Source organism: Streptomyces sp. NPDC028331, assembly GCF_055565775.1.
Window position 1 is genome coordinate 32,248 of record NZ_JBVHTR010000027.1, and the last position, 13,943, is coordinate 46,190.

The window sequence follows — 13,943 nt, forward strand, 5'->3', positions numbered from 1 at the left end:
CAGCGACCGCGATCATCGACCCTCACCCCGAGGAGCAAGGGGCGTGCCATGAACGAGCCGGAGTCCGACGTCGTCGCAAGCGCCCGGAGCGAGGCGGGCGGTGCCGCACGTCCATTCTCCTGGCGGTTCACTGCGCCGTTGCTGATCGGCTCTGCGATGAACCCGATCAACAGCTCACTGATCGCTACCGCGCTGGTACCGATCGCCGTCGGCCTGCACGTCCGAGTCGGGCAGACCGCAGCCCTGGTGACCGCACTGTATCTGGCCAGCGCCATCGCCCAGCCCACGGCCGGCAAGGCCGCCCAGGTGTTCGGTCCGCGACGGGTCTTTCTGACGGGGACCGTGCTGGTGGCAGTCGGCGGCACGGTGGGCGGCCTCGCGCAGGATCTGATCACCCTGCTCATCAGCAGAGTCCTGATCGGTCTAGGCACCTCCTGTGCCTACCCGACGGCGATGCTGCTGATCCGCGGCCGGGCCCACGACGCCGGTCTCGACGAACCGCCCGGCAACGTCCTCGGCGCACTACAGATAGCCGGCACCGCCACGGCGTCGCTGGGACTGCCCGTCGGCGGCGTCCTGGTCGGCGCCCTCACCTGGCGATCGGTGTTCTTCCTGAACGTGCCGGTAGCACTGATCGCCCTGGCCGCGACACTGGCCTGGATCCCCCGTGACAACCCCGTCGGCCGCGACCACACCCTGCGTGGCATCGCCTCCGCCCTCGACGTAACGGGCATCCTCGGTTTCGGCACGACGATGATCGCACTGCTGGTGTTCCTCTACGACCTGCCCGTCGCGCACTGGTACCTGCTGGGCATCGCGGTGGCAGCGGGAGCGGCGCTCACGCTCTGGGAGTTGCGTGCCGCCACCCCGTTCCTCGACGTGCGCCTGCTCGCGGCCCACCGGGCTCTGACCCGAACCTATCTGCGTTTCGGCCTGGCGATGCTGTGCGTCTACCTCGTGCTCTACGGGCTCACGCAATGGGCCGAGGCCGTACGCGGCCTGTCCGAGAGCGCATCCGGCCTGCTCCTGCTGCCCATGACCCTGGTGTCCGCGGTGGTCATATCGCCGGTGTCGCGACGCAATCTCATAGGAGGACCACTGATCGCCGCCGCGCTGATGTGCGCGGCGGGGTCGGCGGGCGTTCTCCTGTTGACCTCGTCGACCTGGATCGGCCTGTTCGTCGCCATCACCGTTGTGTTCGGCATCTCGATGGGCGCCGCTTCAGCCGGCAACCAGACCGCCCTGTACGACCAAGCTCCCCCTCAACAACTCGGCAGCGCCTCGGGACTGCTGCGCACCTTCGCCTACATGGGCTCGATCGCCTCCTCGGCCCTCACCGGCATCGTGTTCCACACACACGTCACCGACCACGGCCTCCACCAGATCGCCTGGATCATGGTCGGCATCAGCGCCGCCCTGATCATCATGACCATCGCCGATCGCTCACTGTCCCCGCGCCCCCGACGCTGACACCCGCCACTCACAGCACCTGCCTCACCGAATCCAGCAAAGCTCGGAGAACCCCGGTGCCTGTCACCATCCTTGACCCCACCACCGCACTCACCGTCGTCGACCTGCAAGCAGGACTGACCGACCTGCCGACCGTGCACCCGCTCGGCGACATCGTCGCGAACACTGCGGCACTGGCCGACGCCTTCCGTGCCAAGGGACTGCACCGCACTGGCAGCAACCCGTCCGCAGTTCCGGAACGGTGGTCGATTCGGTCACTCGAACATTCCCTTGACGCAGAAGGCGACTGGCGGCGCCGGCGTGCCACCGGTCAGACGTCCCGTGCAGTGCCTCGTCCGGCAGCGCCTCACTAACAACGAGTCGCTACCGCAGCGAGCGTGATGAGGGGAGCCTGGCCGAGTGCCTGGAGCCGTTCAAGGCGGAGTTCCTCGCCGTGGCACGCCGCAGCCTGGCCTGACGTCGCACGTCACAACCACCTGTTGAGCGCAGCGACCCGTACGGTCACCTCGTAGCTTGGACGCCGCGCACAGCCGGCTCGTCGTACCTTGTGGCCACGGCCCGGTGCCTCTTGCTGTGGCGGCTGGTCAGCACCAGCTTCCGTCCCGGCCGTTGCCGAGGTGGGAGAACGCCTTCCAGGCGGCCCTGGTCTTGGTTCCGGCCTTGCCGTCGATGCCGCCGGTGTCGTAGCCGAGGGAGGTGAGGAAGCGCTGGAGGGCGCTGATGGTGTTGGGGCCGAGGATGCCGTCCTCGGTTCCGGCTTTGTCTCCGTCGGCGTTGAGGAAACGCTGCCAAGCCAGCCAACTGTCGTGGCCGAGCCGGCCGTCGATCGTGCCGGGGTCGTAACCGGCGCCGCGGACGTAGCACTGCACACTCTTGGCTTCGCTGGTGGTGAGGCCGAGGTTGTCGACGGCCTGGATCGTGACGGTCCGGGTGCTGACGGTCCGGGCGGGTACCTGCTGGGCGGGTGCGGCAGTGGCTATGGTGGCGCCGGCAAGGGTGCCGGTCAGACCGAGGACCAGGCCGGCGGCCGTGAGGCCGAGAGCGGCCTTTGCGCGTATGAGCATGAATGTTCCCCCTTCTTCCGGTTGGGCGACTGCCCCGGGGTTGACCGCATGCAGGCAGAGATCTAGCAGCACCGCTGGAGGCGGGTCGAGCGCCGTGCAGAGGGTTGTCCGTCGATTCAGCCCATCAAGAATCTGACCGATAGCCACACCTGTCCTGAGGGCGGTCGCACACGTTCAGCACCCCGAGCGCTCGGTGAGGCGACAGACACATCTGACGCGCCGGGTCACGCGTGACCACTTGTCGTGCACGAGGTCACGCTCGGCGCTCGCAGAAATGACCAGATAAGGGCCACCCGACCGAGGTGCCTCGACGGGCGTCGGTCGGGTAGCGTGCGGGCCATGTCGAGTCCTGAGTCAGACAAGGTGGGGGCTTTCGGTCACGCCGTCAGCCCCCTGAACCACTGAGCTCGTAGCCCTGTCGTCGCGCCGCATTCCGTGGTGGGACGAGTGTGCCCTTGGGGCTGGCCGCGGTGACGAGATGACCTTCTCGTGCCTCTCCTCACCTCGGAGCCACTCGATGCCTTTCCCGCTGTATCTGCTTGCCCTGGCCGTCTTCGCCATGGGTACCTCGGAGTTCATGCTCGCCGGCCTCCTGCCGGACATCGCCTCGGACCTCGACGTCACCGTCGGGACAGCAGGCGTGCTCACCTCGGCGTTCGCGATCGGTATGGTCGTCGGCGCCCCCCTTGTGGCCGCGCTGGCCCGCAACTGGCCCAGGCGCTCCAGCCTGCTCGGGTTCCTCCTCGCTTTCGCGGCAGGTCACGCCGTGGGCGCCGTCACCACGAGCTTTCCGGTTCTGTTCGCGACCCGGGTCGTTGCCGCGCTGGCGAACGCGGGGTTCCTCGCCGTCGCTCTGACGGCTGCCGCCACGCTGGTCCCGCCCGACAAGAAGGGACGTGCGCTGGCCGTCCTGCTGTCGGGCACGACGGCGGCCACGATCGCCGGTGTCCCCGGTGGGTCGGTACTCGGCACGTTGCTCGGCTGGCGGGCCACGTTCTGGGCTGTCGCCGCTCTCTGCCTGCCTACAGCTCTCGGCATCCTGAAGGGGACCCCAGCGGGACGTGTGAAGGAAGAGCCGACTGGCAGGCCGGCCCTGCGAGCGGAACTCGTCCAGCTCACAAGGCCGCGGTTGATCCTGGTGATGCTGCTCGGCGCGCTGGTGAACGCGGCAACGTTCGCAAGCTTCACCTTCCTCGCCCCCGTCGTGACCGACACCGCCGGGCTGGGCGAGTTGTGGATCTCTGTTGTTCTGGTGCTCTTCGGCGCCGGTTCCTTCGTCGGTGTCACCGTCGCCGGCCGGCTGTCCGACCAGCGTCCCGGCCTGGTCATCGCGGTCGGCGGTCCGCTGCTTCTCGTCGGCTGGCCGGCCCTGGCGGTACTGGCCAAGGAGCCGGTCGCCCTGTTCACCCTCGCGTTCCTTCAGGGGGCGCTGTCATTCGCGCTGGGCAGCACCCTGATCACGCGCGTTCTCTACGAGGCCGCGGGAGCCCCCACCATGGCCGGGGCGTATGCGACGGCGGCACTCAATGTCGGGGCCGCCGTCGGCCAGCTCATCGCCGCGACCACCCTCGGCACCGCGCTCGGGAACCTCGGGCCTCTGTGTGCGAGCGGCGTACTCGTCGCTGTCGCGCTGCTCATCGCGCTCCCCCTCCGCACCGTGGTTGCGGTCGGCCGAAGCGCCGAGGTGCTCCAGTGACGCATGCGAACGCCCCCTTGAACATCGAGGGACGCCTGAACATCGAGGGACGCCGAAGGGCTCGTGGAGCGCTGCCGCGCCCGCCCGGTCGCCCAGGTGGCCGCCGAGGCCGGCATCTGCCGCGCCTAGCGTTGCCGCAGGCAGGCAGCGGCGGGGCCCGGGGCCCCGGCTGCGTGCCCGCCGGGATGGTGTGTCAGAGCTCGGCGAGCCGGTCCACCAGCAGCTCCACTCTCGCCTCGGCGTCCTCGGGCAGCAGGCGGCTCGCGCGGGTCAGGGTCGCCAGGCCGTGCAGGGACGCCCAGAACAGCTCGGTGAACAGGCCCGGGGCGACGCCGTCCCCGGCGACCTCGGCGAGGCACTCGAGCAGGGCGGCGAAGGCGTCCTTCAGCGGCTCGGGCGTGTCCTCCTGCGCGTACGCCAGGCCGCCGTCGAGCTGGAACAAGGCGTCGTAGACCGCCGGGTTGTGCTCGGCGAAGTCGAGGTAGGCGCGGGCCAGGGCGGTGACCCGGGCGCGCGGGTCGTCCATGGCGGAGGTCGCGGCCCGCACCGCTGTGGCCAGTTCGGCGGCCCCCTGAAGGGCGACGGCGCCGATGATCTCGCGCTTGCCGCGGAAGTGGCTGTAGAGGACGGGCTGGCTGTATTCGATGCGCTCGGCGAGCCGGCGGGTGGTGACCGCGTCCCAGCCCTGCTGCTCGGCGAGTTCGCGGGCCGTCGCCACGATGAGGCGCTCGCGCTCCGCCCATTCGCGCTGCTTGCGTTCCTGTACCGACATGATTCGATCCTAGCACCGCTAGACAAGCGAGCGACAGCAGCGCTAGCGTTGCCTCATCAGCTAGCAACACTAGATGCCGGGGGAGTCATCATGCTCAACGCACTCGAGGTCGTCACCACCGTGGTCGTCGGCGTGATGGTGGGGGTGGAGTTCTCCGTCGCCTTCATCATGAACCGGATCCTGGACGCGCTTCCCGAGGACAGCGGCCAGCTCGGCCACGCCCACGGCGGCCGGATGCTCGGCGCCCTGATGCCGTTCTGGTACATAGGCTCGCTCGTCCTCAGCGCGATCTGGGCCGTCGCCGGATGGCACCACCACGGCGCCGGACTCGTCGTCACCGCCGCCGGCCTGCTGATCCTCAGCGTGGTCATGTCGATGCTGCTGCTCGTCCCGATCAACAACCGAAACAGGACCTGGACCCCCGACAACCGGCCCGCCGACTGGAAGCAGCAGCTGCACCGCTGGGAGCGCTACCACTACGTCCGCGTCGCCGTCATCATCGCCGCCTTCACCCTGCTGGTCGCCGCCCTCGCCTGATACCGAAGTCGCCCTGACATGCACTGGTTCGCCCCTGCGTGTCGACGGCTTGCGCCCCGTCGGGGTGAGCCCGACAGGGCTTCGGATTTCCGGCCCCGCGGGCCGAGGCCGCGCCGATGGCGCACGATCCCCACTTCCCCGGGGGCGGCTGACCACCGAAATTGGGGCGGCTGACCGCCGAGATTGGGGCGGCTGACCGCCGAAATTGTGGGCGGCTGACCACCGAAATCCCGACATCGGGAATGCAGTTGCCCCTCGGATCCCACACCTGCCATCCCGGCAAGCTGCGCCCCTCGATCAGCCGCGTCCACGCGCCCTGATCAGGTCCCACACGACTCAGCAAGCTCCACGAAGCTCACCAAGCTGACGAAGACTCGCAAGGAGACGAACAATGTCGCTGAAGAAGATCAATACCGTCCTGGCCGCCGCCTTCATCCTCTTCATCCTCTGGTTCGGGACGGAGTTCATCCTGAGCCCGGAGACGACGGCGCCGAGTTTCGGCCTGCCGAGCTGGCCGTCCGGCGACGGCGGCGGCTTCCTGATCATCAAGGGTATCCGCGACGTCGTCTTGGCCCTGGTCCTGGGCATCCTGCTGGTGACGGGCCACCGCCGGGCGCTGGGCTGGGCGCTGCTGGTCGAGGCCCTCGCCGCGTACGGCGACATGGCCACCGTGCTGGCCCACCACGGCTCCGTGGCCACCGCGCTCGGCGTCCACTGCCTGACCGCGACACTGATGGTGGTCAACGGCCTGCTGATCATGCGCGAGACCCGCAAGGTAGCGGCCGCTCCGGCAACGCCCGCCCCGCAGCACGCCTGACGCACTGGTGCGCAGTCCGAGCCTGGTCGGTCTCGTGACCAGGCGGACCGTGCCGTCGTGCAGCAGTGCCTCCAGGCGGCGGACGGTGCGCCGTGTGGTGCCGGTCCGCTGGGCGAGGGTGGCGTCGCCGGCGCGGGCGTTCTCGGTCAGGGCCTGGATCAGTGTCAGGTCCGTGGAGGGCAGCGGGGCCGGTGGTGGCGAGCTCAGCCGGAACGGCTGAGCTGCGCCCGCCGCGCGGAGGTGCCGTACGACCGCGAGCGCACCATTACCGAGGCATCACCTACCCGAATGGTGACGAACTTTGCGTTCGACAGGAGTCACCTGTCAAGGTGGTGATGTGAATCTTAACCATGTCTTCGTATGCGGGCACCCGGCCCTGGATTTCGTGGCCACCCTCCGTGCCCGGCGCTCGACCCGGTTCGAGACGTTCGTGACGCCGGAGCGGCTCAACGCCTGGTACGTGGAGTCCGGACTCGTGGACACGATCACGCCCGGCGAGGAGGAAGATGTCCGGGAGGCGACCGCCGTTCGCGAGGCCATCTACCGGCTCGTCACCAACCGCCGGCTCGGTGAGGACTTCGACCGCGAGGCGCTCGCCGTGGTCAACGCCGCCGCGCGCAAGACCCCTGCGACTCCGCAGCTCACCCTTGCCGGGCGGCACACCGAGGCGACCCCCGGGCAGGCCCTGGCGACAGTCGCCCGGCAGGCCGTCGAACTGCTCAGCGGCCCCGACGTCCCCCTGCTGAAGGAGTGCGGCAACCCGGAGTGCACGCGGGTCTACATCGACCGTTCCCGGGGCATGCGGCGCCAGTGGTGCGGCATGGAGTCCTGCGGCAACAAGATCAAGGCCGCCGCCTACCGTGCCCGCAAGAAGACCGCGCCCGCCGTCACCGCGCGCTGACCCCACCTACAGCGCAAGGGCTGCGCCGCGAGGTTCGGCCTCGCGCGCTGCCACACCGCACTCGGCGGCCAGCCGCCGATCAGCCGCGTCAACAACCCTTCAGGTCAATACACCTGGGACGCGAGCTAAACCCCTTGGAATCGCTCATCCAGAGGCTGACGACGACTGGCCGGACGGGATGTGCCTGCCCTGCTCCCGGAGGTCAGCCCCGCGTGCGGCGACGGCGCAGGGCCACGGCGCCCAGTGCCCCGGCTCCGGCCAGGAGGAACGCGCCGGCCGCCGCGGCGATCGTGAGCGTTCCGCTGCTTCCGGTCTTGGCCAACTGCGAGCTCGCCCCGGACGTGCCGGAGGTCGTGCCCGACGTCGCGGACGGGGCCTCGGTCGAGGCGGACGGCGAGGCGGAGGGGGTCAGGGTCGCGGAGGCGGTCGGGGTCGGGGTGCCCCCGGTGGATCCCGTGGAGCCCGCCGCGAGCACCGTCAAGGTCGCCTGGTTTTCGCAGAAGGTGGTGCCGCGGAACGGCGATCCCTCGTTGACGAATACGCAGGGCTGCACGGTGGCCTTCCCGGTGGGCGTGTCCTTGCGGTAGGTCACCCGGACCTTGGCGACCGTGCTGCTGTGCGCGGCGAGGGAGGCGTCCTTGCCGATCACGTCGAACCCGTACACATCGGCCTCGGCGTTCGACGTGACCGGCGTGAGGGTCTTCCAGGTCCCGGAGCGCAGCACCTGCACGGAGGCGTACCTATTGGTGATCAGCGTGTCCGTGACGTTCTCGTACCTCGACGCGGTGGGGTTGGTCACCGTGGCCTCGAAGCTGACGGCGGGGCCGCCGGCGGTCACGGTGGTGGGGACGCCGGACAGCCCGGTGCTGGGGCCGTCGACCTTGATGGTGTCGCGGTCGGTGTCGGTGGCTGCTCCGGAGGCGCCGTAGGAGACGAGAGTGCTCAGCTTCAGCTGCTGGGTGCCGCCGTTGGTGTCGCCGTTGTGCGGGGTGCCCATGGGTACCCCGATGCGCAGCTGCACGGTGCGGGACTTGCCCGCGGCGAGCGGGAACGTCTCGGGCATCTCGCCGGAGAACTTGTGGTCGGCGTACGTCAGCGGCACCGTCTTCCACGCCGTGCCGCTGAGCCGGTACTGCAGGCTGACGGCGTTCGGCGGCAGGCCGGCTCCCCCGTCGATCTCGTAGATCAGCCGCGCCGACGAGGTGTCGTACGCGCCGGTGTTGGAGACCTTGGTGGTGAAGGCGACCGGCAGGCCGGCCAGTCCGACCTCCGCGGGCGCGGAGGTGGCGACCGCCAGCATCGGCGGCTGCACTCCGTCCGCGGAAGCGGCCGGCGCGAGGCCGAAGCCCGCGGCGGCCAGCAGCAGGGCCGTCCCCGAGACAGTGACCGACGAACGAACCTTGTGCGCAAACGTGTTCAACGTATTCCCCCGGGTGCGTGAGTCGCGCGGTGTCGCCGCGCTCGGTGACGGCATACGGTGTGCCGTCGTGACGCACAGTTAGACCCATTGTCGCGGAGGCCAGTTGCGTCCCGCCGTGTGACAGTTCTGTCACTGAAGGAATCGAGACCGAGACAGAAGACTCGTCAGGTCGATCACCGTCTTGCGCTCACCTCAGTTCACCGCGGGACCGCTCCGCGCGGAGCATGGAGAAGATCACTTGGTCGTGCCACTGGCCGCCGCGCCACTGTGCGGAGCGCAGCACGCCCTCCCTGACGAAACCCGCCTTCTCCAACGCGCGCTGCTCGGCGAGGTTGGCGCAGTCCGTCCAGGCTTGGAGCCGTTCGGCCCTGGTGTGGTCGAAGAGGTACTCGGCCAGCAGTCGCTGGGCCTGGGTTCCTATGCCGCGACCCTGCGCGGCGGGCACCAGGCCGATCGCCAGACTCCAGCAGGCGGAGGTGGCGGGCCGCCCCCAGGCACCTGCGAACCACTCGACCCGGCCCACCGTCCGGTCCGCCTCCGCGACGGAGAGCACACCGCCGTCGGGGCTGAGCAGGCCGGTCTCCGCGAACTGGCGGCGCAGGCCGGCCGATGAACCAAAGCCGAACCACTGGTACGGGCCGGTCCCCTCCGGCCCGTTGAACTCGCGCTCGAACAGATCGAGATCGTCGGCGGTCACCGGGCGCAGAATGATCTCATCGGGCATGGAACGACTCCTGTTCCTCTCGACCACTGGGTTCACCTGGTGTGGCCGGCGTGGGCAACGGCGTCTGACTCTTCCACACATCAAGTTGCGCCCCCGGCGGGATGCCGGGCGGCGCGCGCCCGGAAGGACCCGCCGGACAGGCCGAGCCGTTACCGCCGGCGAGTTCTGCCGCAACAGCGATCACGGAGCATCCACCACGGACGCGAGCGGTACGAGCATCACCTGCGCGCCCAGCGGGAGCAGGTGGCGCTGGACCTACTCCTGACCCACGGCAGGAGACGGCACGACTACGCACGCGGTCTCTTCAGGAAGCGGCCGCGTCGACGCGCTCGGGATTCGGACGCCCCCTCGTAGTCGCAGTCTGAATGCGAGGGGTCCCCGCGTCACCTTCGCCAGAACAGGTGGTGCGTCACGCCGCTCGGACTGGGCACGACCTCCAGGTGGAACCGGTCGAGCAGCTCATCGGGGGACTCCCAGAGTCGTAGTCCGGACCCGAGCGTTACCGGCGAGACGGCCACATGCATGGTGTCGACGAGGCCGGCATCAAGGAACTGCCGGATGGTGGTGACCCCGCCGCCGAGTCGGACGTCCTTGCCCTGCGCCGCTTCCCGCGCTCGTTGAAGGACCGTGGCCGGGTCGCCGTCGACGAAGTGGAACGTGGTGTCGGAGAGCGTGAACGACGGACGCGTGTGGTGGGTCATGACGAACACCGGCGTGTGGAACGGGGGCTCCTCCCCCCACCAGCCGCGCCACTCGTGGTCCTGCCAGGGCCCGCGCTGTGGCCCGAACTTGTTGCGGCCCATGATCTCGGCACCGATGTTGCGTGCGAAGTCCCGCGTGAAGTAGTCGTCGAGGCCGCGGCTCCCTCCTGGATCTGTACGCATGGGCCAACTCGCCGTGGCACCGGCCCAGGCGAACAGCCTCCCGGGATCGACATGGCCGAAAGGCCTCTCGAGGCTCTGGTCCTCACCGGCACCGATTCCGTCGCTCGAGACGTTGAAGTTCATGACTCTCAGCAGCTGATCCACGTGTTTCCTCGTCGAGTCCTGTCGCGTCATCGTGTGGCGAGGCGCCACACATCATGACGTCGAACGGAACCCGCTCGGATCGACAGCGGCCCACAACTTTTTCCGGGACGCGTCAGGAAGTGCCCGTGTTACCGGCGACAGCCGTGCAGCACGCCCACAGCTCATCCGATACGATCCCGCAGCCGGCCGCGAGGCGCGCGCTTGCGGGCGCTGGTTCCGGCGGCGTTCTCCGCCTTTCTCGGGCGAGCAGGCGCGATGCCGGGGTTTCACCTCCCGGCGGCCGGGACGAGGCCCGGGGCAAACCTGTAGGAGATCGACTCCATCAGCGGCTTGCGCTTGGTGTTGTGGAAGGCCGCGATGCGCCACTTGCCGTCGCTCTGCCGGACCACGGTGTAGGTCTGGATCTTGGTGAGCTTGCGTGGCCGTTTGTTCTTGAAGGTGTCGCCGCGCCCGTTCACCACGGCCACGTCCGGGCCGTGGAACCGGACGGCGAGGACCTCGTCCGCGAGCTTGGTGCCCTTGAGGAAGGTCGTGAACAAGGTGCGGTGACTGTCCACGATGTCCCGGCGCCCCCGGTAGAAGGTGCCGACGTAGGTGATGTAGGTGGCGTCTTCGGTGAACAGCTCGCCGTATGCGTCGGCGTCGTGCCGCTCCCATGCGGCGACGAGTTCGTTCAGCACGGAGGTGACTGCGACGACGTCGCGGCTGGTCGTTGACATGACGGGGGACTCCCCTTCTGGCTAAACTGAAGCAGATTCTGAACGTGAGCAGTATCTGCATGTATGCAGATAACTTAGGAGAGGACCTCCGCGATGGCAACCCCCTTGGGCGGCGGGGACGAGCATGTGATCTTCCGTCAGTACCTGGACGCAGTAGGCCTCCAGGGCCTGGCCAGCGCGGAGGCCGCTGGACTGCACACGTCGGAGTGGTACGCGCTCAGCCTGATCGCTCTGGAAGACGGCCTCACCTCGGGCGAACTCGCCAGGAGGACCGGGCTTACCACCGGTGCCACCACGCGCCTGATCGACCGCCTTGAGCGGGCCGGGTACGCGCGCCGCACCGCGGACCCCAAGGACCGCAGACGTGTGATCGTGGAGCCGGTCCCGGACGCGTTCGCCCGTATCGAGGAGGTCGTGGGCCCCGCCCGCCGGCACATCGCCGAGGTCCTGGCCCGCTACACCCCGGAGCAACGCGATCTGCTCTTCCACTACTTCCAGCACGCCGCGCCCGCGTTCCGCGCGGCCACCGAGGAGATCCGCAAGACGATGGCTCCGAGGCGCAGAAGGGCCGTCCATGGCCCGGACGGCGACTCCGACCGAGTTATGAACGAGCCGAAGTGAACTGCTCGACACCCATAGGGGCATAGAGCGGGCCTATGGATGCCACGCCACCGTCACTGTCGCAGCGATCCGGCTCCGGCTCCGGCTTCGGCTCCGAACATGAGCTTGCAGGCGGTCTTCATCGCTGCCAGAGGAAGGCGGCCTCGCTGCAGGGGTGGCAGTGAAAGACGTAGCCGCGGCCACCTCCGCCGAAGTTGGCGGAGGTCGCGAAGTCGGATCCCTCTTCGAGTTCGGCCGTGAACGTCATACGGGCGGTGCAGGAGGGGCAGCCGGGGGTCTCGTCACCTTGGATCCAGTCGGGTTCGCCACCCAGCCGTCCCAGAACCGGCTCCTCGGTCGGGGTGTCGGCCGGGTGGGGGCGCAGGGCGGTCACCGCGCCGAGCAGCGTCTCGCCCTCGGCGGGGACGGTGGCCGCCGATAGCTGACCGTTGAACACGAAGGCGCGGTTGGCACCGGCGGTGGCGTCCCAGTCATCGCACATGCCCGGGTCGTTCTGGCAGAAGAAGACCGCGATCGTGCCCAGCTCGAGGGGCAGGTGAGCGAGGAACTGCAGGGGGCCGCCACACTCGCGGCAGTTCGGCCAGACGAATCCTTCCGGGACGAGTGGCACTCCCCCCGTGCGCAGTTCGGGAGCGTCAGTTACGGCTTCCCCGCCGTGGACCAGCAGCATGGGCAAAGCCTAGGTGCAAGGTTGCCCACCCCGGCCGGAGGGGGTGAGAGGGCGGCCGGACGCTGCCAACCCCCTGCACTAACGACAGCACCTTGTTACTTGTTCTGGCCGAATCGCAGCCGTTTCCCACACACTGATTCGCTCCGCCGATCAAGGAATGCCGAGCGCGCGCCGGGGGTGAATCCCGAGCTAGGAGGAGCGTACGGGGCGACGTGTCCCCCGGGGCCCAGGCGAGGACGTCTTCCGCGACGGCTTCCCAGCCGTCGCGGAAGGCGGTGCCGTGGTCCCGGCCCGGGTACTCAGCGCGATCGGAGTTGGCGAATCCGACAGCGGCCGCAGGCGCGGTCGGCGGGGGTGAAGTGGGCGAAGCCTGCCTGGAAAAGGGGCCTGCCCACGCCGGGTACGGCCCATCGGGCGCCCTCGACCGGGCAGCCGCCTCGGATGCCTGGCGAGGGCCGTACACGCCGTCCTGGGCGGACCGGGAACAGTCACTCAGCAAGCCACGGAGTGACACCGATTCCGGATACCGTGGCTCGGCATGACCCATAGCGAGATCGAGATCACCGCAGAGCTGGTCCGGGAGCTGCTGCGCGATCAGCACCCCGACCTGGTCGATCACCCTTTGAGGTTCGGCGCGCACGGCTGGGACAACCAGCTGTGGCGGCTCGGCGACGACCTCGCCGTGCGGCTGCCCTGGGCGACCTTGTCCGCGGACGCGCTGCTGCGCAAGGAGTACGCCTGGCTTCCCGCTCTCGCCCCGGGTCTTCCTCTGCCCGTCCCCGTCCCGCAGCGCCTGGGTGAACCCTCCGAACGGTTTCCGCGGCCTTGGATGGTCACCACCTGGGTGTCGGGAACACCCGCCGACCGCGCCCCCGTCACGCGCGCTGCGGAGGCGGCCGACGCCTTGGGCGCATTCCTGACGGTTCTTCACCAACCTGCCCCCGAGAGAGCACCGGCCGGTCGTGGCCGTGGAGGTCCGCTGGCCGACTGCGCCGAGGGGTTCGCCCAACACCTGGCGTCTGCCACCGAGATGGGGCTGATCCCTGACCCGGACGCCGTCCGCGCCGTCTGGGAAGACGCCGTCGCCGCGCCCGGCTGGACGGGGCCGGCGCTGTGGCTTCACGCCGATCTGCATCCGGCCAACGTCCTCACTGCGGACGGCACCTTCTGCGGCGTGATCGACTTCGGCGACCTCTGCGCGGGCGACCCGGCCTGCGACCTCGCCGCCGCATGGATGCTGCTGCCGGACGGCACGGTCGGCCGCTTCTACGACGCCTACCGGCCAGAAGCGGATGCAGCGACCCGGCGCCGCGCCCGGGGCTGGGCGGTGCTGAAAGCCCTCGTCTGCATCCTCATCGGAGAGGCCGGCGTTCACGGCCGTCCCGGTGGCAAGCGCACCTGGGGGCCGCCCGGCCACGCTGCGCTGCGACGCCTCATCGCAACGGACCGCCCCTGATCAAGCTCGTCGGATCACCGGTGCCGGAAGGTGGGCCCCCTGCGGGGT

General features: G+C 69.3%; 15 protein-coding genes. 8 read left to right on the top strand and 7 right to left on the bottom strand.

What is annotated here, in order from left to right; all coding sequences use genetic code 11:
• The first annotated feature begins 48 nt into the window (after positions 1–48).
• Positions 49–1,470 (top strand): MFS transporter, encoded by a 1,422-nt coding sequence (locus ACZ4SW_RS30825; RefSeq protein WP_468252032.1) that lies wholly within the window; start codon positions 49–51, stop codon positions 1,468–1,470.
• Positions 1,471–1,526: 56 nt separating this feature from the next.
• A complete protein-coding gene (locus tag ACZ4SW_RS30830; RefSeq protein WP_468252034.1) occupies positions 1,527–1,823 on the top strand; it encodes a hypothetical protein in 297 nt (98 codons plus the stop codon).
• A gap of 231 nt (positions 1,824–2,054) precedes the next feature.
• Here the strand turns inward: ACZ4SW_RS30830 and ACZ4SW_RS30835 are convergent, their stop codons facing one another.
• Positions 2,055–2,534 carry a peptidoglycan-binding domain-containing protein gene (locus tag ACZ4SW_RS30835; RefSeq protein ID WP_468252036.1) on the bottom strand — a complete coding sequence of 160 codons (480 nt, stop codon included), beginning with the start codon at positions 2,532–2,534 and terminating at the stop codon, positions 2,055–2,057.
• 517 nt (positions 2,535–3,051) lie between these two features.
• On the opposite strand from ACZ4SW_RS30835, the gene ACZ4SW_RS30840 reads away from it, so the two are divergent.
• Complete coding sequence (locus ACZ4SW_RS30840) at positions 3,052–4,230, top strand: Cmx/CmrA family chloramphenicol efflux MFS transporter (RefSeq protein WP_468252038.1); 1,179 nt, start codon at positions 3,052–3,054, stop codon at positions 4,228–4,230.
• 193 nt (positions 4,231–4,423) lie between these two features.
• On the opposite strand, the gene ACZ4SW_RS30845 is transcribed toward ACZ4SW_RS30840, so the two are convergent.
• A complete protein-coding gene (locus ACZ4SW_RS30845) occupies positions 4,424–5,002 on the bottom strand; it encodes a TetR/AcrR family transcriptional regulator (protein WP_468252040.1) in 579 nt (192 codons plus the stop codon).
• A gap of 90 nt (positions 5,003–5,092) precedes the next feature.
• Here ACZ4SW_RS30845 and ACZ4SW_RS30850 point away from each other — a divergent pair, with 90 nt between their 5' ends.
• The 3 genes from ACZ4SW_RS30850 (at position 5,093) to ACZ4SW_RS30860 (ending at position 7,257) form a co-directional block, all read left to right on the top strand.
• A complete protein-coding gene (locus ACZ4SW_RS30850; RefSeq protein ID WP_468252042.1) occupies positions 5,093–5,539 on the top strand; it encodes an anthrone oxygenase family protein in 447 nt (148 codons plus the stop codon).
• A 391-nt stretch (positions 5,540–5,930) separates the two neighbouring features.
• Positions 5,931–6,356, top strand: a complete 426-nt coding sequence (locus tag ACZ4SW_RS30855; protein ID WP_468252044.1) for a DUF4267 domain-containing protein — start codon at positions 5,931–5,933, stop codon at positions 6,354–6,356.
• A 337-nt stretch (positions 6,357–6,693) separates the two neighbouring features.
• A complete protein-coding gene (locus tag ACZ4SW_RS30860) occupies positions 6,694–7,257 on the top strand; it encodes a CGNR zinc finger domain-containing protein (RefSeq protein WP_468252046.1) in 564 nt (187 codons plus the stop codon).
• Between the two features lie 202 nt (positions 7,258–7,459).
• On the opposite strand, the gene ACZ4SW_RS30865 is transcribed toward ACZ4SW_RS30860, so the two are convergent.
• The 4 genes from ACZ4SW_RS30865 to ACZ4SW_RS30880 form a co-directional block, all read right to left on the bottom strand.
• Complete coding sequence (locus ACZ4SW_RS30865; protein ID WP_468252048.1) at positions 7,460–8,677, bottom strand: hypothetical protein; 1,218 nt, start codon at positions 8,675–8,677, stop codon at positions 7,460–7,462.
• Between the two features lie 187 nt (positions 8,678–8,864).
• Complete coding sequence (locus ACZ4SW_RS30870; protein ID WP_468252050.1) at positions 8,865–9,401, bottom strand: GNAT family N-acetyltransferase; 537 nt, start codon at positions 9,399–9,401, stop codon at positions 8,865–8,867.
• 383 nt (positions 9,402–9,784) lie between these two features.
• Positions 9,785–10,429 (bottom strand): dihydrofolate reductase family protein, encoded by a 645-nt coding sequence (locus ACZ4SW_RS30875; protein WP_468252051.1) that lies wholly within the window; start codon positions 10,427–10,429, stop codon positions 9,785–9,787.
• 266 nt (positions 10,430–10,695) lie between these two features.
• Positions 10,696–11,148, bottom strand: coding sequence for an SgcJ/EcaC family oxidoreductase (locus tag ACZ4SW_RS30880; protein WP_468252053.1), 453 nt, complete (start codon positions 11,146–11,148; stop codon positions 10,696–10,698).
• Positions 11,149–11,241: 93 nt separating this feature from the next.
• On the opposite strand from ACZ4SW_RS30880, the gene ACZ4SW_RS30885 reads away from it, so the two are divergent.
• Positions 11,242–11,769, top strand: coding sequence for a MarR family winged helix-turn-helix transcriptional regulator (locus tag ACZ4SW_RS30885; protein WP_468252055.1), 528 nt, complete (start codon positions 11,242–11,244; stop codon positions 11,767–11,769).
• 118 nt (positions 11,770–11,887) lie between these two features.
• Here ACZ4SW_RS30885 and ACZ4SW_RS30890 read toward each other — a convergent pair whose 3' ends face one another.
• Entirely contained in the window at positions 11,888–12,439 is a 552-nt protein-coding gene (locus ACZ4SW_RS30890; RefSeq protein WP_468252057.1) for a YwqG family protein, read from the bottom strand.
• A gap of 538 nt (positions 12,440–12,977) precedes the next feature.
• On the opposite strand from ACZ4SW_RS30890, the gene ACZ4SW_RS30895 reads away from it, so the two are divergent.
• The gene (locus ACZ4SW_RS30895) at positions 12,978–13,895 is read left to right on the top strand and encodes an aminoglycoside phosphotransferase family protein (protein ID WP_468252059.1); all 918 of its coding nucleotides are present in this window, start codon (positions 12,978–12,980) and stop codon (positions 13,893–13,895) included.
• Positions 13,896–13,943 lie beyond the last annotated feature (48 nt).

Coding starts and splice junctions, on each gene's coding strand:
- ACZ4SW_RS30825 (WP_468252032.1), top strand. CDS start 49: ATGAACGAGCCGGAGTCCGACGTCGTCGCAAGCGCCCGGAGCGAGGCG.
- ACZ4SW_RS30835 (WP_468252036.1), bottom strand. CDS start 2,534: ATGCTCATACGCGCAAAGGCCGCTCTCGGCCTCACGGCCGCCGGCCTG.
- ACZ4SW_RS30840 (WP_468252038.1), top strand. CDS start 3,052: ATGCCTTTCCCGCTGTATCTGCTTGCCCTGGCCGTCTTCGCCATGGGT.
- ACZ4SW_RS30845 (WP_468252040.1), bottom strand. CDS start 5,002: ATGTCGGTACAGGAACGCAAGCAGCGCGAATGGGCGGAGCGCGAGCGC.
- ACZ4SW_RS30850 (WP_468252042.1), top strand. CDS start 5,093: ATGCTCAACGCACTCGAGGTCGTCACCACCGTGGTCGTCGGCGTGATG.
- ACZ4SW_RS30855 (WP_468252044.1), top strand. CDS start 5,931: ATGTCGCTGAAGAAGATCAATACCGTCCTGGCCGCCGCCTTCATCCTC.
- ACZ4SW_RS30870 (WP_468252050.1), bottom strand. CDS start 9,401: ATGCCCGATGAGATCATTCTGCGCCCGGTGACCGCCGACGATCTCGAT.
- ACZ4SW_RS30880 (WP_468252053.1), bottom strand. CDS start 11,148: ATGTCAACGACCAGCCGCGACGTCGTCGCAGTCACCTCCGTGCTGAAC.
- ACZ4SW_RS30885 (WP_468252055.1), top strand. CDS start 11,242: ATGGCAACCCCCTTGGGCGGCGGGGACGAGCATGTGATCTTCCGTCAG.
- ACZ4SW_RS30890 (WP_468252057.1), bottom strand. CDS start 12,439: ATGCTGCTGGTCCACGGCGGGGAAGCCGTAACTGACGCTCCCGAACTG.
- ACZ4SW_RS30895 (WP_468252059.1), top strand. CDS start 12,978: ATGACCCATAGCGAGATCGAGATCACCGCAGAGCTGGTCCGGGAGCTG.